A 25,270-nucleotide genomic window follows, 5' to 3' on the forward strand; every position below is an offset into this window, starting at 1 on the left:
ATCAAATCGCACTCTCCGACACGTCCACTTCCTTGACCGTTCTTCCTTTTTGAATGGACAACCTCGCATCTTCAAGAATCAGGTATAGACATGGCACTATAACCAATATGATCGCCGTGGCAAACACAATACCGAATCCAAGTGAAATGGCCATGGGTATCAGATAAAATGCCTGACTTGAGGTTTCCAAAATAATGGGGGCCAAACCACCAAAAGTGGTCATGGTAGTTAAAATTATAGGTCGGAATCTTCTCAGCCCGGCTTCGTGAATGGACTTGTATATAAGGTCGCCTTCTTTCCTACGCTTGTTTGCATAATCAATCATGATCAAAGAATCATTCACAACCACTCCGGACAACGCGATAACTCCCATCAAACTGACCAGGGAGAGGTCGTAACCCAACAAAATATGTCCGATTACCGCGCCAACGATACCAAAGGGAATGGCCGTCATCACGATCAAGGGTTGTACATAACTGCTAAAAGCTATGGCCAAGAGGGCATAGATCAATAACATGGCTATGGCAAATCCAGCGCGTAACGTACTGGTGCTTTCCCGCATATCGGCCTGGCTTCCCTCAAAGGTCCAGGTAATGCCCGGGAAATCGGCCCGTAGTTGTGGCAGTGTTTCCTCTTGGACTTTTGCAATTACCCTGTTGACAGCATTAGCTGGTTCCACATCCATTCCAACATTTACGACCCTACGGCCGTCCCTACGGTTGATACTGGTAAATGCCTCTCGTTGTTGAACCTCGACCACATCCATTAAGGGTACCTCCACTCCATCCTGCGTTCTTATCAAAAAGTTTTCGAGGTTTTTGATATCCTTACGCTCTTCCATCGGGAGTTTTACACGGACCTCAATTTCATCCATACCCCGGAGCTGTCTCATGGCCAATGCACCAAAAAACCCGTTCCTTACCTGTCTTCCCACTTCATTTGAGGTTAGCCCCAAATTTCTACCTTGTGGCAAGAGCTTAAAATCGTACTGTAATTTTCCTTTATTGTAATTGTCTGTGACGTCCCGTGTATTGGAAAACATCTCCATTCTTTCAACAAATGCCGTACTTGCTTTTTCTAGCACATTGATATCGGTATGGCTCAAATCTATACTGATTGCCTGTCGGGCACCTCCGGGACCTCTTTCGGCTTCAAAGGTAATTTGATCAACACCTTCTATGTCCCCAATATTATCACGCCAAAGAGCAATTACCTCCCCGGCGGTAATATCCCTCTGGTCCGGCGGCAACATTACGATTTCCACATCAATAAAATTTTGTCCACGCACATTAGTCTTGATTCCTTCGGCAACCTCGTATAAATTATGTTCTTCGAACATTCTTTGGGTAGCATCGGAGATATCGTGGGCTACCTTGGCAGCTTGGTCCGGAGTTGTTCCTACTGGTAAGCGGACACCTGCCTCTATTTCATCCGCCGCTACTTCCGGCATCATGATCATTCCCATATGCCCACTGTAGCCATATCCTCCTACTATCAATAAAAGTGCTACAGCACTTGACAGGGTAATATATCTATGCTTAAGACACTTGTCCAGTAATGGGCGGTACCATTTATCGACCAGCTCATTGAACTTGTTGGCAAAAGCACCTTGCCAACTTTCAAGTTTATGCACCCATTTGTTCTTGCTCGGATCCTTTTTTAAATGGGCCAAATGCGATGGTAGAATAAATAATGCCTCTAACAAAGAAACCGCCAATATTACAATGACCACCGCTGGAAGGGGTTGCCAAAACTTACCTGTTTCCCCTGGCATAAAAAGCAGTGGTACAAAAGCAATAATGGTAGTGGTGATACTGAAGACCACCGGAAGAGAAACATCTTTGGTTCCTGCAATGGCCGCCTTAATGGGACTTAGCCCTTTTTTCCTGTATTCGTACACGTTTTCCCCGACCACGATGGCATCATCCACCACGATACCAAGCACGACCAAAAACCCGAACATGGATATCATGTTTACACTGATTCCGATTAGAGGAAGAAAAATCATTCCACCTATAAAAGAGACCGTCATCCCCATCATTACCCAAAAGGCCAAACGATATTCCAAGAACAAGGTGAGTATCAGCAAAACAATGATGATGGCCAGCACACCATTTTCTGTCAATAGGGACAATCGTTCACGGTAGTCGGACGCCCTATTGCTATCGGTACGGTAATTTACACCGGGTGGCAACTGGAAATCCTCAAGTATGCCTAAAGCTACATCCTCGATTTCCATTGGGGATTGGTCGCCTATCCTAAATATTTGGAGTTCCACATAATTTTGTTGATTAAACTGTCCGTGAAATCCGGTTTCTTCAAAATCATCGGTAATGGTCGCAATATCGCTTAAGCTTACCTTGGCCCCTGAAGGTGCGGATACGATGGTAATGTTTCCGTATTCGTCCGCCCATTGTTTACGTTCCTTCATCCTCAGCAATATCTCACCACTCTGTGTTTGTACTGCTCCTGCAGGAACATCGTTACTACTCTGCCTTATTATGTCCGCCACTTGGCCAAGGGTCAAGTTATATTTTTGAAGGTTGTTGCGATTAATTTCGATACGTGTCTCATAATCGGGAACATTGTTGAGCTCCACTTGGGTGATTGCCGGATTGCTCAATAAAATGGTCCTCAAACGTTCGGCCAGTATCCGAAGCGTCCAAATGTCCGCCTTTCCATAAAGACCGATTTGAAGTACATCACGTTGTCTGGACCGCAGGCTAACCTCTGGCCGTTCTATATCATCAGGGAAAGTTCGAATTCTGTTGATGGCCTGATCAATGTCCTGAAAGGCTTTCATTCGTTCGGAGCCTGCGATAAGTTCTATACTGATTTGACCCGACCCCTCATCGGCCTGTGAAACGATTTCCTTTATGCCCTGAACGCTTCGTACGGCTTCTTCCACAGGTTGAAGGACGCCTTGTTCCACCTCTGCTGGCGAAGCACCCGGATAGGCCACGGATACATCAACAAAATCCAACTGGAACTCAGGAAAAACTTCTTTTTGGATTGTATACATGGTAAAAATACCACCACCCAAAAGTATCAGCATCAATAGATTTGTGGCGATTGAATTTCGGGCCATATAACCTATGGCCCCTTCCTTCCTTACTTTTCCATCATTTTCCTTATCGTCCATCATAGCAGCTTTTAGTCGTTTTCGTTATCTGTGATTTCTTCCGAACGTGTTCTGAGTTCCACACCATTGGTAACCGTACTCAAATTTGTGGTCACCACATTCTCTCCATCTTGGAGTCCTGATTTCACATAAGCATATTCGTTGTCGGTCAGAATAATGTCCAGTTCACGGATTTCCAAAAGGTTGTCCTTCATTACCCATGCCGTTTGATTGCTCCGCACCAGATCACGGTCCAACCGAACCACATTTGGAATAGAATCCGCTTGGATATTTACCTCGACAAAAGTTCCGATCATCAATTTGGGAGCTCCCTCTAGTTCCTTACTTGTAGCCAAAGGGTCGTTCACGCGTACCAGTACCCTTGCCAACCTGGTTTGATTGTCCAAAGCGCCTATCTGTCTGTCCAAAGCGCCTTCGCGTTGTGCGCCGGATGGCCATGCGGATGAGTTTTCGATATGGACAACTGAACCCTTTTCATCCTCGGATTCGGGGAATTTTAACCATTGCAAACGAGAAACGGGTACCGTCGCCGTTACCCAATAGCTATCCGTTCCCACAATTCTTCCAAGGTCATCCCCTTGGGTAACTTGCGAGCCAACGGTTACATTTTGACTTAGAATATGTGCATCGAAAGGGGCACGGATGGTCGTACGCTCCAAATTAAGTTGTGCTTGATTCCTTGAGGCCCGAGCAGCTTCTATATTGGCCTTTACTGCATTCAATTGCGGTTTACGAAGTACCAATTGTGTCTCATTATCGGATAATGGGTTATCCCCGAACAGGGAGTCGTTATTGATGAGCTGTAAATCTTGTTCGGCTATCTGTTGGCGTCCCATCTCTGTGGCCAATGCTGTTTCGGATTGCAGGAGCTCACTTTTGCGAAGTTCCAAAGTATTGCGATAATCCGATGGGTCTATCTGCAATAACACCTCTCCTTTTTTTACAAAACCTCCCGGGGTAAAGGCTGGGTCTCGGCGAACAATCTGTCCGGGCACTAACGGACTCAAGGTTACGTCTTCCACAGGCTGTACCGTGCCCGTAGCCGAGATAATGGGTGCGTAGGTTCCTTTCTCCATAGTCACCACATCTACCAAAATCGCGGTTTCAATGGTCGCCCCTTCGCTTTCTGCCTCCGGTTCGGTGGAGAAGATAAGTGTGGTGACCAAAATTCCACCAACAATTATGGCCAAACATATCCAAATTACTTTTTTATTGCTCATATAATTCGTCTACTTTACTTTGTTTGTCTTCTATATTTCTACCGGTATCAAATCCTCCGGCCAATGCCCTGTACAGAGCAATTCTGATTTGAACGTGTTGCAATTGAGCGAATACCAGATCTCTTCGGAGCTGTTGCTCTTGATCTAGTCCCAACAACACATCCAAATATGGGCTAAAGCCGTTCAAAAATTCAACACGTAGTTGCTTGTTGCTTTTTTCGGCCAATTCCAGTTGACGCTGGATATTTTCCAATCTCGCGGTTTGCTGAACATCTTGCACCATGGCATCTTCTACCTCTCTAAAAGCTACTAGAGTGGCTTGGCCATATTCATACAAGCGTTGTTCCTTAATGGCAGTTGTCCTATCTACCTCTGCATTTAGCCTTCCTCCATAAAAAACCGGTGCTAAAAGATTTCCCGCCAAGGAATACGCCCAATTATCGAAAAGGTTATCAAAATTATTGGAACGCAGTTGCCCCCTACCACTCAAGGAGAGTCGTGGATATTTGCTCTGCACGGCTGAGGCCATATCCCTATCCGCTGCCAGTAATAATGCAAAGGACTGTTTCACATCCGGTCGTCGCCGTACCAATTCCAAGGGCAGACCGGTATCGGGCAATTCTGGTATATTGGGCATGGTAGATTCTTCCATTGAAATTCCGATTTGTGGTTGCTTGCCCAACAAAACAGACAACTGGTTTTCCAATAGTTGAACATTAGTCTCAAAAATTATTTTCTGCTCCTTTGTACTTTCCAAGAGCTGGGCTTGACGTAAAATATCAACAGCCCTGATTTGGCCTCCCACAAACCTTGACCGAATCAATTTGATGATGGCCTCATTCGTTTTAATTTGATCTTCTGTAATCTGTAACTGCTCTTTTGCCGCCTGTAATTGATACCAGGTGGTGGCTATTTCCGCAGAAAGGGACAGGGAAAGTGCCTCGTAATCAAAATAACTGGCTTCAGACCTAAATGTTTCTGCGTCTATCGCAGTACCAATTCGTCCCCATAGGTCTACTTCATAACTGGAAAAAAATCCCAACTGTGTATTCTCACCACCCACAAAATCGGGTTCGGGAAGCGTTCTTGCTGTTTGGGCGGATGCTTCCAGTGTGGGCCATCGGTTGGAAACCTGTGATTTTATGGATGCTCTCGAAGCAATAAACTGCTGCCAACTCGCTGCCAAATTTAAATTGGACTGCATGGCGGTATCTATCAACGTATTCAATTTCTCATCGTTAAAGACCTCCCACCATTTGCCGGACACCAATGTGTCGCCACTTGCCCTAAATTCCTGAAAATCTTCTATTGGAGGTGATAGATTCGAATATTTGGGGGAGCAATTAAAGTAAAGTGCCCCTACGGAAAGAATACAGACAAAAATCCAAAGGTTTTGCCAACGGCCAATTTTGGGATTCACCCGTACCATATTGTTTTTTACCATTACCTTGATTTGATGGACGTAGTTTAATAAAAACTCTACCTATATAATTTCGTGAATTTCAATGGATTTTAAAAATAAAACTGCTCCAACTACACTACCACACCTCTCAACGTCAAGTTTATACTAACAAGCCGTTTCTACCATAAAGAAATTTTTATCGAGGTGATGGCCGCTAATGAACAATACATAACAAAATACTTAGCTTGAAGTTGAGGGGGTCAGAGTTAATATTCCAAATAAGTTGGTATATTATACCGCCTTAAAAAACTAAACAACTTTATTATCATGAAATACTTATTTTACGCCTTAGTGGGCCTTTGCTTGTTTATTTCTTGCAAGGACAACAAAGAGAAAACTGCGGAGCAAGAAAAAGAGCACCACAAACGGCCAAATATTGTTTTTATCATAAGCGACGATCATGCCTACCAAGCCATCAGCGCATATGGCGGCAGGCTGGCCGAGGTGGCCCCTACCCCCAACATCGATAGAATTGCAGCGGAAGGCATGTTGTTTGAACGCTGTTTGGTCACCAATTCTATTTGTGGGCCTTCAAGAGCTGCCATCCTCACCGGAAAGTACAGTCATTTAAATGGGTTTATCGACAACACTATTGGTTCTAAATTCAATTTTGACCAACAGACCTTTGGTGAATTGTTACAGCAAGCAGGATATAAGACCGGTGTCTTGGGTAAACTTCATTTGGGGGATACACCTTCCAAAGGGTTCGATTACATTGATATTTTACCAGGTCAGGGATCATATTACAATCCAACCTTTATAAACGAACAAGGTCAATATGAACTCGAAGGTTACACTACCGAAATTATCACGGAAAAAGCCATTGAATGGATGGACTCGGTGAAGTCGGAAGAACAACCCTTTATGCTGTTTTTGGGCCATAAATCACCACATAGACCATGGCAGCCAGGGCCAAACGAACTGGGTATGTACGAAGACGTTGAAATACCTGAACCGGTAACCCTGTTCGATGATTATTCCGGTGGCCGTGAAGTAGCGGGCATGAACTACATGTCCATTTCCGAATCCATGAAAATGGGGCCAGACCTTAAAATTACCGACCAACCGCAGAATGGCTTTACCGAGGAACAACAAAAAATGTGGGATTCCATTTATGGACCCATCAATGAAGAATACAACAAGAACCAACCAACGGGAGATGCACTGACACGTTTCAAGTATCAGCGCTATATGAAAGATTATTTAGCAAGTGTTGCGGGAGTCGATAAAGGTGTTGGACATGTTCTGGATTATTTGAAAGAGGCAGGTTTGGATGAAAATACCATTGTTATCTATACCTCCGACCAAGGTTTCTATTTGGGAGAACATGGCTGGTTCGATAAGCGTTGGATGTACAAAGAATCTTTACGTACTCCTCTATTGGTCAAATGGCCCGGCAAGGTAAAACCAGGCACCATAAACACGGATTTGGTTTCCAATATCGACTTTGCAGAAACGTTTCTTGACATTGCCCAGACCAATATCCCCGGTGATATGCAAGGTAAAAGTTTGGTCCCGATTCTTGAAGGTGAAACCCCTGAAGATTGGAGAAACGAACACTATTACCACTATTACGAGCACCCTTCGGAACATGATGTTCGCAGACATTACGGTATAACCACCGACAGGTACAAGTTGATTCATTTTTATTACGACCTTGATAAATGGGAATTGTATGACCTAAAAAATGACCCTAGCGAAATGAACAATATCTATGGCGACCCAGATTATGCAGACGTTCAAGCAAAATTGCATGAAGATCTTGAAAAGCTAAGGGCAAAATATGAGGACAACGATTCTTTGAACCAGAAATTCATCGAGGAGTATAATGAAAAAGTAAAGGACAACCCATTGATCGAATATTGGAAAATCGCCCCTGAAGAACGGGCTAAGATGTTCGAAGAATACATGAAAAACAAATGGGAATAATTTTTTTCCGCTGTAGTGATACGTCCTAAAAAAAATAGTTTGAGTTTCCAGAAAATAAATTGATGATTTCCAAACCTTTAAATTTTATTTACCTCGTATCATTTATGTTGATATTGGGCTGCAAATCAAAAACTGAAAAATTGGATAATTCAGCAAATTCCAATACCGAAAGCCCTCAAAAACCTCCAGCAAAAGCGCCGGAGGGTATGGTATGGATTCCCGGTGGGGAATTTATGCAAGGTGCCGTCCCCAACGACAGAATGGCCATGGGACACGAAAAGCCTGCTCACAAAGTATATGTCGATGGCTTTTTTATGGACATCCATGAAGTGACCAACAATGAATTTGCAAAGTTTGTGGATGAAACAGGCTATGTCACCGTAGCCGAAAGGGAAATTGATTGGGAGGAAATGAAAAAACAGTTACCTGCGGGTACGGAAAAACCCCATGACTCCATTTTACAGCCAGGTTCATTGATTTTCAAAAAGACAAAGTCCAGTGTTCCTAATCTATACGACTATTCACAATGGTGGGAGTGGAAAATCGGCGCCGATTGGAGACACCCCAATGGACCTGATACCAACATCGAGGGCAAAGATGACCACCCCGTTGTCCATATAGCGTATGAAGATGCGCTGGCGTATTGTGAATGGGCCGGACGCAGATTGCCCACCGAGGCCGAATGGGAATTTGCTGCCCGGGCCGGTAGGTCCGATAGCAAATTTTTCTGGGGGGACGATATTTCACAATTGAGCTCCCATGCCAATTCTTGGGAAGGTGAATTTCCGGTGGAAAACACCATGGAAGATGGTTTTGAGCGCAGGGCGCCCGTGATGAGCTATCCCAAGAACGATTTTGGATTGTACGATATGGCCGGGAATGTTTGGGAATGGACCAGTGACTGGTACAACACCAATTACTACGAAGAACTGGCCTCAAGCAATGAGACCACCCAAAATCCAACAGGGGCGACCCGCGCTTTTAATCCGAACAATCCGTACGCGGAAGAAAGGGTAATCAAAGGAGGTTCGTTTCTTTGTAGCGCCTCTTATTGTGCAAGTTATCGAATTTCGGCACGTATGGCCACCAGTCCCGATTCGGGACAGGAACATTTAGGGTTTAGAACGGTAATGTCCGAATAATTATTCCTTTTCCTTTTTAAGTACGGATAACGGGGAATTTCTAACAATTCCAATACTGTTACCGACGCCCAAAGCAAAAACCAAAAATGTAATTGCCGGCAGTATAACAATAAATGGTATGGCCGAGGGTACAAATGTAGTCTCAAACAGCATCCAAGCCAGTAAGGTACTTCCCAAAACCGCCAGTACAACGCCCATAAAAGCACCTAAAAATCCTAGAACGGTATACTCGATGGCTATCATTTTTAATATTTGGGAGGTTTTGGCGCCAAGGGTCCTTAGCAATGCTCCTTGCTTCACGCGCTGATGCTTGCTGCTGTATATGGCTCCCATAAGCACTGCGACACCAACAAATATGCTGAAAAAGGCCATAAAGTTGATTATCCAACCAATCTTGGCCAAAATATCTTCCAAAAGGGATAAAATTCGCTTTAAATCCAAAATGGAGACGTTGGGATAGTCCCTTACCAATGTCTGTTGTAACGTGGCAGAAGTATCGTCATCAGGTGTTCGAAGGGTCATCACGCCAAATTGAGGTGCATTTTCCAAGACCCCGGCAGGAAAGACCACCGAAAAATTGGGTTGCAATCGACTCCAATCCACTTCTCGAATACTTTGCACGGCCGTATTCATAATCCTACCTTGAACATTAAAGGAGACCGGGTCCCCGATATTGACCTTGGCCATGTTGGCGAAATCACTGCTTACAGAAATCGGAATATCACCTTCTGAGTTAAAATTGTTCACCCATTCTCCCTCCAGTACTTTTTCCGAACCAATAAGGCTGTCGCGATAGGTTACCCTGAATTCATGGTTCAATATCCATCTTCCCACTTGCGAAGTCGTGTCCTTTCGGATATCCTCCACATGTCTACCGTTCAAAGTTTCTACACGCATGGTCACGATGGGAATTTTGTCTATTATGGGCAGACCCGAAGCTTCAATAGTATTGGATACCGCTTCCATTTGTTTACTTTGGATATCCATAAGAATCATATTTGCACTGTTCGCACTATCTTCAATGGCTGCTTTTTCCAGCAACATGTCCTTGGTAAAATACAAAGTGCTTATCAAAAATGTGCCTATACCTATTGACAGTACCAATACCAAGGTCTGATTTTGGGGACGGAACAAATTTTTCAGACTTTGGCGGGGAACAAACCCCCAAGAATACGGAAAAAACCTTTTCAATAGGGCCATAAAGAATCGGGCCACAGCGGTCAAAATCAAAAACACCACCAGTAGACCTCCAACGAAAAAGAGTGACCTTAACAAATCATCCAATAACCAATAGGAAAACCCGAACACAAAAAGTATGATTCCCAAGCCTACTAATGCCGTGGCCCTTATTGAGCGGGTTTGTGTCTCTTGTACCACACGTAGAGCCTGCAGGGGAGATACATATAGTGTTTTCATCAAGGGATAGAGCGCGAAAAGTACAGACATAGCCAACCCGAGTGACAATCCCAGAACAATGCTTTGAAGAGACAAAGTTATTTCTACTTCAACCGGAATCAAATCGCCCAATAGTACTGGGAACAATTGTTGCAGTCCATAACCGATTAGGGTACCCAAAAGCCCTCCGATAATACCCATACAGGCTATCTGTACAAAGAAAATCAAATAGCTCTGTTTCTTTGAAGCTCCCAAACATTTGAGTACGGCAATGGATTTTATCTTCATTTGAACATAGATGCCCATACCGCTGGCAATACCGACACACCCTAACAACAGCGCTATAAAACCAACCAGATTAAGGAACTTTCCAAAATTCTCGTATCGTCTGCCCAGACGCCTAGCTTCGGACAAGTGGGTATCCAGGTCGGCTTCTTCTGCATCCAGCACTGGTTCCACTTTCTCGCTCAAAAGGGCCATATCCTGACCTTCATCTGCCCTAAAATAATATTTGTACTCGATACGGCTTCCAGTCTGTACCAAACCTGTATTTTCAATAAATTGAAAAGGAATAAGCACAGGAGGCGCAATCGCACCGAAAACAGAAGTGCTGCCCGGAACGTTTTCCAATGCTCCTGCAATAGGAAGGGTAACGGCGCCCAGTTTGATGCTGTCCCCTGTCTTCAGATTGAGCTGTAGCATGGTGGTGGCATCGACCAAAGCTCCATTGTCCAGATAACTATTCTTCGCCGATGATGGATCGGTCTCCAAATCCCCGTAGAACGGAAAACCTCCTTCCACTCCCCTGACTTCCATCAACTTGGTGCCATTGTTACCTGGAAAAGCGGCCATTGACAAAAAATTGATTTCCTTGGCATCGGAGCCGCCCAAGGAATCCATTATGCCCTGAACTTTATCGTTTACAGGTTTATCGCTTTCTATGACATAATCCGCGCCCAATAGGGATTTGGATTGTAATGCTATATTTTCCTTCAACAACCTGCTAAAAGAATGGACACTGACCACTGCGGCCACTCCCAAGGTAATGGAAAAAACGAACAGTAGAAGTTTACCATAGCTTGCTTTTCCATCGCGCCAGGCCATTTTTAGAAGCCATAAGAATCCAGCGTTGTTTTTTCCCATAATCAACCTACGGTTTCTTCTATTTTCCCAGACCTCAACCGGATACTTTTATCGGTTTTTTTGGCCAATTCCAAATCGTGGGTCACTATAACCAGTGCCGTGCCCTGCTCCTTGTTCAGTTCGAACAGCAGCTCTTCTATTCGGGTTCCGGTATCGTCGTCAAGGTTGCCTGTGGGCTCATCGGCGAAAAGAATGGATGGCTTGTTGGAGAATGCACGAGCTAAGGCTACGCGTTGCTGCTCCCCACCGGATAATTGGGATGGATAATGTCCGGCCCTGTTCAGCAAACCTACCTTTTCCAAGAGTTCCCTACCCTGTTCGTAAGCATTTTTCACCCCTCGAAGTTCCAAGGGGACGATAACATTTTCCAAGGCGGTCAAGGTGGGCAATAATTGAAAATCCTGAAATACAAATCCTACGTTCTGGTTTCTTAAAAGTGCTCTTCCATCTTCATCCAATCCCATCAAATTTTCATTACAGAGCCATATTTCACCCTCATCGGTCGTATCTAGGCCGGCACAAAGGCCCAACAGTGTGGTTTTCCCACTGCCAGAAGGCCCGACAATGGCAAAACTTTGACCTTTATCCACATCAAACGACACATTGTTCAGTACATTTAGGTCGTGTTCACCGCTCCGATATGTTTTAGAGAGGTTTTGAACTTTTAATATCTTTGACATACCATACTTTTGGTTAAAACTCTCAAAATACTAAAATTGTCCATGATCAAGAAAAACTCTGCCCTCAACAATTCGTTAATGTTATGTTATTTTTTGATGCTGATACTCGCAAGCTGCGGGGAAAAGAAACAGCAAAAAGAGGACAACCAAGCTTCTGTTGAGGAAGAAGTGGTCGAGGAGACAACGGAGTCGAGTAAAAAAATCCTTTTTTTTGGGGATAGCTTAACTGCCGGTTATGGTCTGGAGCTTGGTCAAGCATTCCCGTCGGTAATCCAACAACGAATTGATTCCCTAGGTTTAGACTATACCGTAATCAATGCTGGGTTGAGCGGTGAGACCACGGCAAGTGGCAAAAACCGTTTGGATTGGGTTCTAGAGGACGATATGGATATCGTCATTATAGAATTAGGCGCCAATGATGGTCTCAGGGGAGTTCCGCTTTCAGAGACCCAAAAGAACCTTCAGGAAATGATAAATCAAGTACAAAACGATCTTCCAAATGCCAAAATCATATTGGCCGGAATGAAGATTCCACCAAACATGGGCCCGGAATACACATCGGAGTTTGAAAACATATTCCCAACATTGGCAAATCAGGAAAATATTGCCCTAATCCCCTTTCTATTGGAAAATGTTGCAGGAATTCCCGAGCTCAATCAAGGAGATGGTATCCATCCTACCGTTGAGGGTCAAAAATTAGTAGCTGAAAATGTTTGGGAGGTGCTAAAGCCAATGTTGTAGGCGGTCTCAAGAATAACCCACCGCTTAAAAATCCCAAAGCAAGGGCAATAATAGAAATACGGCCAATGACATAATCGCAATGGAAATAAGGTTCATTAAAAACCCGGCCCGTACCATATCCGGAATCCGAAGGTATCCTGAGCCAAAAACGACTGCATTGGGTGGAGTGGCCACTGGTAGCATAAACGCGCATGATGCTGCCGAAGTGCATGCTACCATCAGTAAATAAGGATTTATTCCCAAAGTCAAGGCCAGTGGAGCTAAAACTGGAAGCATCATTGCCGTGGTGGCCAAATTGGAGGTAACTTCTGTCAAAAAATTAACGCACGTGATTACCAACAATAACAATAAAAAGAGGGGCAATCCTTCAAAAAATGCCATTTGTCCTCCTAAATAGCCAGCCAGCCCTGTTTCTTGAAATCCTTTGGCGATGGCCATCCCCCCTCCGAACAATAAGATTATCCCCCATGGAATCTGTACGGCTTCTGCCCATTGAATAAGTGGTTTGCCAGACCTGTTTGCAGGGATAATAAAAAGTAGGATGGCGGACCCAATGGCTATAATGGTATCATCGATGTTCGGAATGATTTTTTGTAAAAGAAAAGATCTGGTTATCCAACAGAAAGCTGTCAAAACAAAAACAAACAATACCATTTTCTCTTCCTTTCCCAGAGGTCCCAGTTCCTTTAAAAGTCTATTGATTTCTTCTTTACCGCCGGGGAAACGTGATCTACGCAATGGATAGGCAAGTCTAGTAAGGTATAACCACGCCAATATTAAAAGTATGGATGCTACCGGTAAACCAAATTTCATCCATTGCCAAAAACTGATGTCCACTCCGTAAGTTTTTTGAACAAACCCTGCAAAGACCAGGTTTGGCGGTGTTCCAATCAACGTGGCGATTCCTCCGATGGATGCGGCATAAGCTATTGACAGCATTAATAATTTACTGAATATCTTGTTCTCATCTTCGGGTGTGTCGGGGTTGTCCTTGAATTGTTTTACTATCGAAATTGCCATGGGCAACACCATTACGGTAGTCGCTGTATTGGAAATCCACATGGACAGAAAAGCGGTCGCGACCATAAAACCCAAGACTATGGTGTACATATTTGTGCCTATGGTCTTTATAATTTGGAGGGCTATTCTTTTGTGCAGGTTCCATTTTTCTATGGCCATGGCCAACATAAAACCTCCCATGTACAAAAACACATATTTGTGGCCGTAACTCGCGGTTGTGTCACCTAATGGAATGGTTCCCAATAGTGGAAAGAGGACAATGGGCAACAATGCGGTAACTGCTATCGGAAGTACTTCAAAAACCCACCAAACCCCAATCCAAACGGTTGCAGCCAATATGTCCCGTCCTTGTGGCGAAAGCCCTTCTCCATTAAAAAAGTAGTGAATCAAAATAAATAGAATAGGGCCAAGAATAGCCCCAAACCGCTTGTATGACATATTGTTGTTGTTTAGTTGTGTGCAAAAAAAAAGGACGGCGGCCAATGTGCGGCGTCACCATCCCTTTCTGAAGATTACTAGATTTAATCGATATTCTCTTTGTCTATCCAGTACAATAAATAAGGAATATTATATGCGTGGGTCCAACCAAATACCCTGAGCCCTTGGTTGGTTTGCCAATTGGTAAATCGTCCCTTGCTCATAGGCAAATTGGAGATTTCCAAAAGGTCCTCGCTATAGGCCTCTGCATTTTCATAGTCTTCCGGTGACTTTGGAAGCTCACCTATTTTCAACAATTCGGCCCTGGCCAATGCTTCGTCCAAGTATACTTTTTCACCACTTATCTCATAACCAAGCAACAAAGGATAAATAGTGGCTAAATAAGATTCCATTTCGTGGTTCAATGGAGGTACGTCCCTGACCCATCTGGCATGCTTCAACAATGCCTTTCTTACTTCTTCATCACCTGTTATTTGCTGATATTTATAAAGTCCTTGCGCCACATAGGTCTGACTGTATCCATATCTATCCAATAGTAAATTGCCCCCTTGTCTTTCCTGAAGTTCCAACATTAAACCAACCCTATCATCTAGCTCTTCCTTGTATTTCTTCAATTTAGTCGCATCGTACAACTCTACTAGATTTAACACAGATAGATATAGTCTTCTACCCCTAAGGTCGTGCTCTCCCCAAATACGGTTGATATAAGTGTCTCCTGTCATTTTGGCCACCTCCAACGCTCTGTGGTCAGCTGATAGGTAATAATCCGCTATCCATCCCTGAATCCAAACATGGGCACTCAGGAGTGCATACCAATGTTCATTGGCATGTCTTCGCCCTATACCAAGGTATGGTGTGGATTCTGGCTCATCTTCATAATTCCAAAAATCAATGGCATCATTGATCTCTCCGTAATACGTTCGTTTTTTAGGCCAATGGATGTTGTCCACATCCATGGTATGCCTACTCATGGCTTGTGCCATTTTAAAATATTTGGGATTACCGGTACGCATAAAGTTGGTCCATAGCATAAAATCTACAGTAGGCTCATTGTTGGTCCATTGCACCCATTTGCCATCAAAGAAATAGCTTTTTCCGTCACCATAATTGAACATGCCATACCAAGGCTCGTTCTTTTGGTTATAGGCCCACCACTGATATCTATACTGCAATGCATTTTCAAACTCTGGGTGTGCTTGGGAAGCTGGTGCCATATTCCCATAAACCTTTGAGTTGGTGTACCATTCCGGAGCAGCATGTGCCACAGGGCTTTCGGTAATATACTCCATTTTGTCGCCCACAGATTCTGTGGCATCGTTATCGTGGAAATAATAAACAAACTCTGTGGTTTTGGTTATACCTTGGGCAAAATTGTCCAACATGCCCCCATCTGGCTCTGTATTGTGCCTGGCAAAGTTCATTGGGCCATTTTCTTTGGGCCAGATACTTCCCAACAAGATGTTGTTGACAGGATCTACCTCAATACCTTTTGGGTATTCTTTCATAAAATTCTTAATGCCCAGGCCAACACCTCTTTTTCCATCGGTTACATTAATCCATCCCTTGGCTTTTTGAGCTTGGGCCACATTGGTTTCACCTTTGGAGACGGTTGCCTCAAAATCCAACTCTGCTTCGGAATCACTGTTCTTTCCTTTCTTGCTGAAGTTGTTAAGATAAAGACTTCTTAAACTAATGCTTTTACGTCTATCCGGTCCTTTTTGCAATAATTGAACTGGTGTTTCATCATTTACGGCAACTTCCTCCATAACGGTATCCGCTTCATCATTTTTCCAAGATCCCTCATAAAGTGGCATCGAAACGCTTACGTTATCATCCAAATGATATTTTAACTGGAGTCCTATGGCGGCAATCTGATCGTTCGGCTCTGTCCAGCCCATATCGTCTTCTGTACTCTCCGAAATAATTTCGCTGTTCTGCGTTGCAATGTTCGCGTGCTCTCCCTTTTGTTTTTTATGCTTGTCGGGAATACCGGTATATGTCATGGTATGCAATACTTTTATATAGCTCTTGCCTGCATAGGCATGCAACCAAATGGTAAATGGTGATAGGTTGTTATCTTCCCTATTGTAGGTATAGGTCCCTTCTATTCGGAAAATGGTGTGCAAGGGGCCGGAACCCTTTTCCCTAAAAACTTCGTTAATCACTGCTTTGGACGCATCAATTCCCGAATCGTCCAAAAGGTCAAAGAAAGATCCTCTGTTTTTCTCTGGTGATGAACCGATCAGTTCTTCTTCGGTAAACTTTCCATCTTTGTTGGAATCAAGAAAGACCTCATCTAAAAAACCGTTTCCTTTTTTATGTATTGAAAATGATAGCGGTCCTGTATTTACATCTATTCCGCCTTGAGGTCTCATGTTGTTCATGGAAACCACCTTCTTCTCTGGAAGGATGGGCACCACGCCATCCCCATACTCCAGCACATAGTCCTGTGTATCTTCGGAAAAGAAGAACACCCATACCCATTTGATACTGTCGTCCGTTGGCCCCCAATTGCTTACTTCCGTGGTCTGACAAGGTATTTCCGTGCCATCGGCGGTGAGTAAACGTAGATGATCTACGGAATTCAACTCTCCTTTTGGGAAAGGTATTCCCAAGGTTATGGGAGCGCCCTTTTTATTGTTCTCTACCGTTATGGCCACCTGTTTCCCTTTCTCTATGGGTTGGGAGCAGGATTTTAGCAGAAAACATGCCAGCAGTAATGATAGTATTATTCTCATTTGTGTAGTAAGGTTATTTTTTTTACAGACATAGTGCAGCTGCACCCAAAATGGGCGAATCCACCAAATCTGATGTTTCGATTTTAAAGTTTTCCAATTGTTTTTGATAGGCAAATGAATCCAGGGCCTCATCCAACGAAGCCTTGAAAAATGTATACGCGTTACTGATAGACCCCCCAAGAACGATACATTCTGGTGCATACAGATAGAGAATTGCCTTTATGGCAATGCCCAGATGAACACCATACGTTTTAAAAGCAGACAATGCAGCGGTATCGTTGTCCATGGCTTTTTGATACAGTATCTTGGCAGATTCCCCATAAGTTTCATCAAAAAAGAAGCTTCCTGCATATTGTTCCAGGATTCCGTTTTTGTAGGGTAGCATACCTATTTCCCCTGCACCGCACAAAACTCCATTATAGAGTTTGTCTTCTATTAAAATGCCCATGCCCAGTCCTGTTCCCAATGAAAGTGCCACACAATTTTTATATGGCTTGGCTTTGCCAAAGTATTTTTCGCCCAATGCAAAACAGTTGGCGTCGTTGTTCAGGTATACGGGGACGTTGAACTGCTTTTGTACCAATTCTTTTAGAGGTACTTTCTCCCATGTTGGAATGTTTTGCACATCGTACACTATGCCGGAATCCGGGTCCACTACGGCGGGTACCCCTATACCGATAGCCTCGACGTCAGTGGTCATGACTTCATCAATGGTCGTCAATAATCTAGATAGTGATCTTTCGTAAGAATCGCTTTGGTTTACTTTGGAAAGACTGGTCCGTACTACCTCTTTACCAAAGACTCTCCCTGTTTTGATTTTGGTTCCACCAATATCAACCCCCAAAACCGTTTTTGCCCTCTTCTCCACTAATCCTTTTTTAAGCTTATGGTTTTATTGTTCACCAAGGGTTTGGCCCAAAATCCTATGGATAGGATAAACGCCAAGGGAATTATCAAAAAGAACATTCCTGATTTTAATGACATTAGTTCGCCCAAGCCTCCCACGATAAATGGTATCACTGCTCCTCCTGCAATACCGGTACAAAGAATACCGGATAACGAACCATGATGTTCCTTTACGGAGTTGAGTGCCAAGGAAAAGATTATGGAGTACATTACGGAAATGAAGAATCCTACCATTGGGAAACCTATCAACGCCATTTGCTCCGAGCCGGTAAGTGCCAAAATTAAACTTATGATGGTGATGGAAGTTGCCAAAATCAATAGCTTTCTACTGTCCATAAACTTTAACAACAATAAGCCCAATAGGCAACCAACAGTCAACATGGCCCAAAAATAGGATACTGTGTTGGCTCCGACTGTCTGTGGGTCCAGTCCGTGATATTGGTTCAAAAACTGCGATATCCAGTTTCCAACACCCTGCTCTGTGCCCACGTAGCAAAAGATTCCCAAGAAATAAAGTATAGTCCATTTATTCTTCAACAAATCCCAATACGAACTGGTATCTCCTGCCTTTTCTTCCTCGGTCTTTTCAAATTTTGGGTATTTGGTCAAAAAGACATAGAAAAACAACACCAACGATATCGCTGCAAAAACAATGTAAAGCGATGCCCATGGTAAATCCTGTGGCACCCATCCGCGCAACATTTCCGCAAATGTGTCACCTATGTTATTCTTGCTTACCAGGTATTTATATAAATAAGGACTTAAAAATGATGCCGCTCCAAAAACCAATTGAGCCAACACGGAATTGAACGCAAAGTGTTCTTCGCCTCCTGCCACCCTCAACATTGGATTTATAATTACTTGAAGCACCGCCATACAACATCCCAACACAAACAAGGTTATGCTAAAAACGCCGTATTGTGGCAATAGGGCAAAACCCAGGGAAGCAAGCGCCATGACCAAGAACGATATTGAAAGTAATGTCCTCTCACTATACTTTTCGGATAAAAAGCCTGCCGGTATGGACATAATGCCATACGCTATAAAAAAAGTAAACGGCAATAGGCCTGTTAAGGTAAGACTGAGGTCAAAACTATCCTTAACGTCCACGATTATTGAATTTAGGATATTGGTTATGAACGAAATCACAAAGAATACGATCATTACCAGTCCTATAATGTGGATGTATCTTTTGGTCTTGGGCTTGCTAGTCTCCATTATATAATTGGTTGGTTATTTAATTTGGATGCTACCTGGGTGGTCAGTGGTATGTACTTATTTGGACCCCAACATTGGGAACATTTGTTTGATTTCTTCATCCGTAGGTTGCTTTCCATACTCACAGATTTCGAAGAACTCCACTTGGCTTACTTTTGAGGTATCTACATTGGGGTACCATTTTTTGACAGCTTCCAAGGTACTTGCATCTGGTTTTCTGTTCATCCACCTTTCTTTTAGCCATTTCAACCGTTCCTGTTCTCCCGTTGGAATGGTCGAAACATCTACACCATTGGTCCATGGCAACCATTCGAACATTTGCGAATCGTGCGCAGCCAAGCCCTTTACCTTGGTATCAATTACATCGTCTACGATCACAGCTATATCTTTTTGGAAAGGATATGGTTTTTTAAAATGATCGCTCATATAAAGAAAGACCGGGTTTTTTTTCAATGGTGGCGTATCAGGTGCTACGTTGGGAACAATGTTCATGTATGCGGCATCCTGTACTACGGAGCCGGCATTTCTATGATCTGGGTGATAATCGTTTGGTCTTAGTCCCAAAACAATATCAGCATCCCAATCCCTGATTCTGCGGATTACCTCCAATCGTACGTTCAAGGTTGGGAACAACTCCCCATCGTGGTTGTCCAACACTTCATATTCTGCAATGCCCAGTGCTTTTGCCGCATCCTTGGCTTCTTGCCGGCGCTTTTTGGCAAGAACGCCACCGCCCATGGCATAATGTCCTGCATCTCCATTGGTCAAAGCCAAGAACTTTACATTATGCCCCATTTGGGCAAACAGTGCCGCCGTTCCCCCGAACTTGGAATCACAATCATCGGGATGTGCACCAATTGCCAGAATATTCAAGGCCTTTTTCTGTTGTGCTTGAATTGTTGTAAATGCAAAGCATAAACAAACTGCCATTACTAACTTTCTCATTTTTCTATTTTATTATATGGTTTCTTTAAAATTTTACAATTCTGGTCCTAGCCACCTCTTGTGAAGCAACCAAACTTTTGCATTAAAAACATTCCATTTACAGGTCAGTTATCGCACATAGTGATAAGTAGGAAATCCATGGTGTGGGTGCACTGATCAATCAAACTAACCTAATGAATGAAAACATTAATTTTTGATACTAATTCTGATTAAAATTTGGATTGATATCCATCTCCCTTTGCGGGATAAAGAAAAACTCTTTCGTACTTGTTATAAAATCCTCTGCCTCTATAACTTTTGCCGTAGCACCAAAGCGCTTTAGGTCGGGCCATCTATGGTTCTCAAAGGCAAGTTCCACTCTTCTTTCATGTAACAGCTTTTCCTCAAAAGTGCCTGGTGTAGTAGCATCGATATCCGGTAACCCAGCCCTGTTTCTTACCTCGTTGATCAAGTCATAACTCTCTGGTGTTTCACCTAAGGCTTCTGCTAGCATAAGTAGAACATCGGCATAGCGGAACACCACAAAATTGATGTCGGAATCGTTTTCTACCGCCAAATCGGATTGGTATTTTCTGACATGTCTTGCTTCGACAACTTCTCCTTCAAGATTTACGTACGTAGCACCCATAGAGGGTTCAAATCTTAAATCTCCATCTTCGTAAGCTTCTAACATAGAAATTGTTGGACGATTTCTTCCAAATCCGGAACCTGTTTGTAAATCAGTACTGGGAGAAAAATCGTTGGTAAAAAGGCTACCTTGGCCAATACCTCCACTGATGTACTGAACCTCAAAAATGGATTCTGCATTATTTTCATTGGAAACGCCCCATAAATCCGAATAGTTAGGCAATAATTCGTAACCGTAATCGGAAATGATTCGTCTCAAAACGGTTTCTGCGGCACCATTATCTCCCATGGTCAACAATACTTTGGCCAATAAGGTTGCTGCAGCTCCTTTTGTTGCCTTGCCTACCTGACTTCCTGAATATGACACGGGAAGGTTGCCTTCTGCAGTGGTCAAATCGGTTACCAATTGCTCCAATACAGTGTTTTGGTCCACTTGAACAAGCTCGTCACCAGATACATAGGGAGTTAATTGCAATGGTATATTTCCAAAGCCAATGGCCAAGTGATAATACACCAAAGAACGGATAAACAGGGCTTCACCGGTTACCCGGTTCTTTAAAGTAGCGTCCATTTCTATTTCCGATATACGATCCAAGATTACGTTACAGTTGGAGATTACCCTGTAGGAGTCGCTCCATGCAGAGGTTATCTGCTCGTTCAACGCATCTTCTGTAAAGGAATTTATCTCGGTGTACTGACGGGCCAATCCAGTGGCATCGGGTCCTTGGTCGGTATTATCGCTTCGCATTTCGAACATTGTCCAATATCCGCGTCCGTAAGTTCCTGTGCTCTGCAAGCCGGCATAACTGGCATTTATGGCCACTTCAAAATCTTCTGGCTCATTGTAAAAGTCCGCCTCGTTTCTATTGGAAATTGGTGCGAGATCTGTAAAGTCTTCACTACACCCGGTAGCTAGCACCGTACATAGCATTATATATAGAATTCGTTTCATTTTTTTCCGTTTTTAGGTTAGAACTTTAGGTTTAATCCCAGTGTGAAAGACTTGGTGAGCGGAAACGCTCCATAATCCTCTCCAGGTGTTAAACTATTCGTGGTAATGCTACTGACCTCTGGGTTATAACCGAGATAATCGGTAATGGTAAAGAGGTTTGTTCCCGTAACATAGAACCTAAGTTTTTGGATTTTGCTTCCAAAAAGATTGTCGGTCGGCAAGGTGTAGCCCAATGTTACATTCCTTAAGCGTATATAAGATCCATCTTCCACTTGAAAAGAGGAGGGCCTGTTGTTGTTGCCATGGTTTCCTGATTCCCTATCTGCCCTTGGTATGTATCCATTACCAGGATCTGATGGAGATCTCCAACGCTCGTTGAAAACTGCATAGGAATTAAAGTTGGCCTCTCCGTTTTTCATGTGCCTTGAAGTAAGGTTGAGAATCTCGTTGCCTTCAACTCCTTGGATCAAAAAGCTAAAATCGATGTTCTTAAAGGTCAATCGGTTGTTGATTCCCCATGTGAAGTCTGGGAAGTAACTTCCTGTAACTGTTCTATCATCTGGGGTTATCTCTCCATCACCATCAATATCCTTAAATCTAAAATCTCCTGGTGCCGGATCGGGCGCTTGGGTATCCAACGGAGCATTATCTATTTCTTCTTGAGATTGATAGATACCGTCCACTACATAGCCATAATAACTACCTATGGGATCTCCAACCCGTGTTACGTGCCTTACGCCCGCACTTCCAGAAGAATAAATCGGTTCATTGCTCTCATTTAGGGAAAGAACTTCATTCTTGTTGGTAGAAAAGTTGATATCCGTATTCCAAGTGAAGTTATCACCTACAAAGTTTTTGGTGCTCAATGCAAGCTCCAAACCTGTATTCTTCACCTCTCCCAAATTTCGCAAAGTTGTCTCGAATCCGGATACTGATGATATGGCCACATTCAGCAACAGGTCTCTTGTTCTTGTATCGTAATAATCTGCCAAAAGGAATACTCTGTTATTGAAAAGACCCAACTCAATACCTGCATCAACTTGCTCAGATTTCTCCCAAGTAAGGTTCGGGTTCGGAATTGTGCTCTGTACAAGTCCATTGATTTCGTTTCCTCCAAGGTTATAGTTCTGAGGTGATAATAATCCTACGGCACCATAGTTTGGAATCTCAAAATTTCCTGTTTGTCCCCAGCTTACACGTAGTTTAAGTTCAGATATGGTTTCAGAGTCGGCCAAAAACTCCTCCTCGTTCATTCTCCATCCCGCCGAAAAGGATGGGAAGTATCCTGTTTGGTTGTTCTGTCCAAATCTTGATGATTTATCGGAACGGAACGTCCCCGTAAAAAGGTATTTATCCTTATAACTATAATTTACCCTAAAAAGAGACGACAACAAGGACCATTGCTCCTTAACAGATGTTCCTCCAAATACTTGCCCCCCGCTAACTGTGGGTACTAGATCGTCCGGATAGTTGTTTGCCAGAACGCGTTGTAGCGACAAATTGTCCCTCTGGGCGGTATAGCCCAAAACTGCATCTATGTAATGATCACCAAACTCCTTTGTCCAATTAAGTGTGTTTTCCCAAAGCCAATTGGTCTCTGTTGAGGAAGAGGCCTGACCATAAGGGTTTCCATCCGCCGAGTTTCTGAACAAAAGCGTGTTGGCCCTGTAAAAATCTTGGTTGAATAGGTTGATGTACACCCCTCCAAAAGTTTTAAAGCTCAACTCGGGAAGAATATCATACGTTAGCCCAAGGTTTCCCCTAGTCTGAAATTGGAAAATCTTATCGTCCACTGCCTCAATAATGGCCAATGGGTTACTTGCCGTGGTGGTCCCGCCTCCCAAATAGGATTGGTTGTTCAATTGGTTGATGGTTCCATCTGGATTGTACGGGCTAACCGTAGGCGAATGGACTATTCCCGAATAAACAATTCCCGGAGGCGTTCCAAAATATGGAGAGTTGGCAGGTACCCTTTGATTCTCGGTAACGGTCGGCGCCAATCTCAGATCCAAGTTCAATCTTTCGGTCAATTGGGAATTCAGATTCAACAATATGGAGTAACGCTCAAACTTTGCCTTATCAATAACGCCTGTTTGAGAGAAATACCCTGTTGATGCATAGAAGCTTGTCTTGTTCCTGATAGGCGAAGCATATGAAAAATTATAGCTCTGCACTATTCCTGTTTGAAACATGAGGTCTTGCCAATCAGTATCTGTCCCATCCCAGTTCAAGAAAGATTCTGGCAATTCATAGTTGGCGTTGCCCCTGTCGCCAGGCCCAATAGGGTCGTCTACCGAGGCTCCATCTACTGCCTGGAGATATGCATTGTTTCTGGCATCTCTGGTAAAATCAATCAATTCAGGTGCGTTCATCAAATCCAATTTATTGGCCACGGATTGCATGCTCACATAAGAGTCAAAAGAAAAAACACCTTCTTCCCCATTAGAACCTTTCTTAGTAGTGATCAAAAGAACCCCATTACCACCACGGGAACCATAAATAGCCGCTGCACTGGCATCTTTTAAAACCTGAATGGATTCAATATCGTTCGGGTTCAATGTGGCCAATGGATTAATAGTCGGTGGTTGAAAAGCAGCACTCCTGTTATTAATACCTCCTAATTGACTTGAAGAGGTAAGGTTACGGGAAATTGGGATTCCATCCACAACGAACAATGGGTCGTTACCTGCAGATATGGAACCCGAACCCCTCACACGAATGTTCGGTGCAGCTCCTGGCTCACCAGAAACTTCTTGTACCTGTACCCCTGTTACTTGGCCAATAAGTGCACTTTCCGGTGTAAGTGCTGGTACTTCCGTGATGGTTTCGGGGGTAATGGAAACTACGGAACCTGTAACCTTTTTCTTGGCCAAGGTACCATAACCTACTACCACAACCTCTTCCAAGGCAGCAGCATCCTGCTCCATGGTCACGGTTATGGATGTTTGCCCCGCCACATTTACTTCTTTTGCTTTGTAGCCAATATAAGTCACTTGGATCACGGTAACTCCCGCAGGCAGTGTAATGGCAAAGTTTCCATCAAAATCAGTGGTTGTCCCTTCACTTGTGCCTTTGGCTATTATTGTGGCCCCGGCAAGCGGTATTCCTGCTTCGTCCAATACCGTTCCCGTAAGATTGGCCTGAGGATTTTCTGCATTTACCTTGCTCTGTGGGGTTAAACTTGGCAGTGACTTTCTGTTCTTCTTTATAACAATCTGCCTAGCGATGATTTCAAATGACAGGTCGGTCCCCTTGAATATTTCCTTTAAAAAATCTTGTATACAAAGGTTTTTACCGTTTATGGTCACTCTTCGGTCAACATCCACCTCAGAGGCTTCATAAAAGAATTTATAGCCAGTGGACTCAGTAACGGTCTCGAACACCTCGCCCATTTTTATTTGGTAAAAGCTCTTCTCCACCTTATCGTATTGAGCACAGGATGCGGCATTTACTTGGCCAAACATGAAAAGCAAGAAAAATCCGTACAGTAATCTTTTGCCCAGCCTTGGTACAATGGCAGGTTTAGTTTTGGTTTTTTTCATAATTGAAAAGTCTAGTTAGTTAGTAATTGT

15 protein-coding genes are annotated in these 25,270 nt (G+C 43.5%); 3 read left to right on the plus strand and 12 right to left on the minus strand.

The window, feature by feature from the left end; translation table 11 throughout:
- Position 1: 1 nt before the first annotated feature.
- From GUA46_RS14155 to GUA46_RS14165, 3 genes are read right to left on the minus strand one after another with little or no spacing between them, the layout of a single operon-like run.
- A complete protein-coding gene (locus GUA46_RS14155; RefSeq protein ID WP_218109563.1) occupies positions 2-3,145 on the minus strand; it encodes an efflux RND transporter permease subunit in 3,144 nt (1,047 codons plus the stop codon).
- 8 nt (positions 3,146-3,153) lie between these two features.
- Positions 3,154-4,362: an efflux RND transporter periplasmic adaptor subunit gene (locus GUA46_RS14160; protein WP_176621035.1), complete on the minus strand. Its 1,209-nt coding sequence runs from the start codon at positions 4,360-4,362 to the stop codon at positions 3,154-3,156.
- Positions 4,352-5,806 carry a TolC family protein gene (locus tag GUA46_RS14165; protein WP_176621036.1) on the minus strand — a complete coding sequence of 485 codons (1,455 nt, stop codon included), beginning with the start codon at positions 5,804-5,806 and terminating at the stop codon, positions 4,352-4,354. The genes GUA46_RS14160 and GUA46_RS14165 overlap by 11 nt, the downstream gene beginning before the upstream one ends.
- A 285-nt stretch (positions 5,807-6,091) precedes the next feature.
- Here GUA46_RS14165 and GUA46_RS14170 point away from each other — a divergent pair, with 285 nt between their 5' ends.
- Positions 6,092-7,753, plus strand: a complete 1,662-nt coding sequence (locus GUA46_RS14170) for a sulfatase family protein (protein ID WP_176621037.1) — start codon at positions 6,092-6,094, stop codon at positions 7,751-7,753.
- A 62-nt stretch (positions 7,754-7,815) separates the two neighbouring features.
- The gene (locus GUA46_RS14175) at positions 7,816-8,895 is read left to right on the plus strand and encodes a formylglycine-generating enzyme family protein (RefSeq protein WP_176621038.1); all 1,080 of its coding nucleotides are present in this window, start codon (positions 7,816-7,818) and stop codon (positions 8,893-8,895) included.
- Here the strand turns inward: GUA46_RS14175 and GUA46_RS14180 are convergent, their stop codons facing one another.
- Both GUA46_RS14180 and GUA46_RS14185 read right to left on the minus strand, forming a co-directional pair.
- Positions 8,896-11,433, minus strand: coding sequence for an ABC transporter permease (locus GUA46_RS14180; RefSeq protein ID WP_176621039.1), 2,538 nt, complete (start codon positions 11,431-11,433; stop codon positions 8,896-8,898). It lies immediately after the preceding gene.
- 2 nt (positions 11,434-11,435) lie between these two features.
- Positions 11,436-12,113, minus strand: a complete 678-nt coding sequence (locus GUA46_RS14185) for an ABC transporter ATP-binding protein (protein WP_176621040.1) — start codon at positions 12,111-12,113, stop codon at positions 11,436-11,438.
- 42 nt (positions 12,114-12,155) lie between these two features.
- Between GUA46_RS14185 and GUA46_RS14190 the strand changes: the two genes are divergently transcribed.
- The gene (locus tag GUA46_RS14190) at positions 12,156-12,854 is read left to right on the plus strand and encodes an arylesterase (protein WP_176621041.1); all 699 of its coding nucleotides are present in this window, start codon (positions 12,156-12,158) and stop codon (positions 12,852-12,854) included.
- Positions 12,855-12,878: 24 nt separating this feature from the next.
- Here the strand turns inward: GUA46_RS14190 and GUA46_RS14195 are convergent, their stop codons facing one another.
- The 7 genes from GUA46_RS14195 to GUA46_RS14225 form a co-directional block, all read right to left on the minus strand.
- Positions 12,879-14,312: an SLC13 family permease gene (locus GUA46_RS14195; RefSeq protein ID WP_108244370.1), complete on the minus strand. Its 1,434-nt coding sequence runs from the start codon at positions 14,310-14,312 to the stop codon at positions 12,879-12,881.
- An 83-nt stretch (positions 14,313-14,395) separates the two neighbouring features.
- The gene (locus GUA46_RS14200; protein ID WP_176621042.1) at positions 14,396-17,050 is read right to left on the minus strand and encodes an exo-rhamnogalacturonan lyase family protein; all 2,655 of its coding nucleotides are present in this window, start codon (positions 17,048-17,050) and stop codon (positions 14,396-14,398) included.
- Positions 17,051-17,072: 22 nt separating this feature from the next.
- A complete protein-coding gene (locus GUA46_RS14205) occupies positions 17,073-17,918 on the minus strand; it encodes an ROK family protein (protein ID WP_176621043.1) in 846 nt (281 codons plus the stop codon).
- Entirely contained in the window at positions 17,918-19,174 is a 1,257-nt protein-coding gene (locus tag GUA46_RS14210; protein WP_176621044.1) for an MFS transporter, read from the minus strand. Before GUA46_RS14210 ends, GUA46_RS14205 begins: the two co-directional genes overlap by 1 nt.
- 57 nt (positions 19,175-19,231) lie before the next feature.
- Positions 19,232-20,119, minus strand: a complete 888-nt coding sequence (locus GUA46_RS14215) for a PIG-L deacetylase family protein (protein WP_176621045.1) — start codon at positions 20,117-20,119, stop codon at positions 19,232-19,234.
- Between the two features lie 199 nt (positions 20,120-20,318).
- Positions 20,319-21,698, minus strand: coding sequence for a RagB/SusD family nutrient uptake outer membrane protein (locus GUA46_RS14220; RefSeq protein WP_176621046.1), 1,380 nt, complete (start codon positions 21,696-21,698; stop codon positions 20,319-20,321).
- A 17-nt stretch (positions 21,699-21,715) separates the two neighbouring features.
- Positions 21,716-25,240, minus strand: coding sequence for a TonB-dependent receptor (locus GUA46_RS14225; protein ID WP_176621047.1), 3,525 nt, complete (start codon positions 25,238-25,240; stop codon positions 21,716-21,718).
- Positions 25,241-25,270 lie beyond the last annotated feature (30 nt).

Origin of the sequence: Flagellimonas chongwuensis, assembly GCF_013376415.1 — a bacterium.
Taxonomy (GTDB): Bacteria; Bacteroidota; Bacteroidia; order Flavobacteriales; family Flavobacteriaceae; genus Flagellimonas; species Flagellimonas chongwuensis.

What these genes read in the sequence shown, in the direction of transcription:
- GUA46_RS14155 (WP_218109563.1), bottom strand. Translation starts at nt 3,145, where the DNA reads ATGATGGACGATAAGGAAAATGATGGAAAAGTAAGGAAGGAAGGGGCC.
- GUA46_RS14160 (WP_176621035.1), bottom strand. Translation starts at nt 4,362, where the DNA reads ATGAGCAATAAAAAAGTAATTTGGATATGTTTGGCCATAATTGTTGGT.
- GUA46_RS14165 (WP_176621036.1), bottom strand. Translation starts at nt 5,806, where the DNA reads ATGGTAAAAAACAATATGGTACGGGTGAATCCCAAAATTGGCCGTTGG.
- GUA46_RS14170 (WP_176621037.1), top strand. Translation starts at nt 6,092, where the DNA reads ATGAAATACTTATTTTACGCCTTAGTGGGCCTTTGCTTGTTTATTTCT.
- GUA46_RS14175 (WP_176621038.1), top strand. Translation starts at nt 7,816, where the DNA reads ATGATTTCCAAACCTTTAAATTTTATTTACCTCGTATCATTTATGTTG.
- GUA46_RS14180 (WP_176621039.1), bottom strand. Translation starts at nt 11,433, where the DNA reads ATGGGAAAAAACAACGCTGGATTCTTATGGCTTCTAAAAATGGCCTGG.
- GUA46_RS14185 (WP_176621040.1), bottom strand. Translation starts at nt 12,113, where the DNA reads ATGTCAAAGATATTAAAAGTTCAAAACCTCTCTAAAACATATCGGAGC.
- GUA46_RS14190 (WP_176621041.1), top strand. Translation starts at nt 12,156, where the DNA reads ATGATCAAGAAAAACTCTGCCCTCAACAATTCGTTAATGTTATGTTAT.
- GUA46_RS14195 (WP_108244370.1), bottom strand. Translation starts at nt 14,312, where the DNA reads ATGTCATACAAGCGGTTTGGGGCTATTCTTGGCCCTATTCTATTTATT.
- GUA46_RS14200 (WP_176621042.1), bottom strand. Translation starts at nt 17,050, where the DNA reads ATGAGAATAATACTATCATTACTGCTGGCATGTTTTCTGCTAAAATCC.
- GUA46_RS14210 (WP_176621044.1), bottom strand. Translation starts at nt 19,174, where the DNA reads ATGGAGACTAGCAAGCCCAAGACCAAAAGATACATCCACATTATAGGA.
- GUA46_RS14215 (WP_176621045.1), bottom strand. Translation starts at nt 20,119, where the DNA reads ATGAGAAAGTTAGTAATGGCAGTTTGTTTATGCTTTGCATTTACAACA.
- GUA46_RS14220 (WP_176621046.1), bottom strand. Translation starts at nt 21,698, where the DNA reads ATGAAACGAATTCTATATATAATGCTATGTACGGTGCTAGCTACCGGG.
- GUA46_RS14225 (WP_176621047.1), bottom strand. Translation starts at nt 25,240, where the DNA reads ATGAAAAAAACCAAAACTAAACCTGCCATTGTACCAAGGCTGGGCAAA.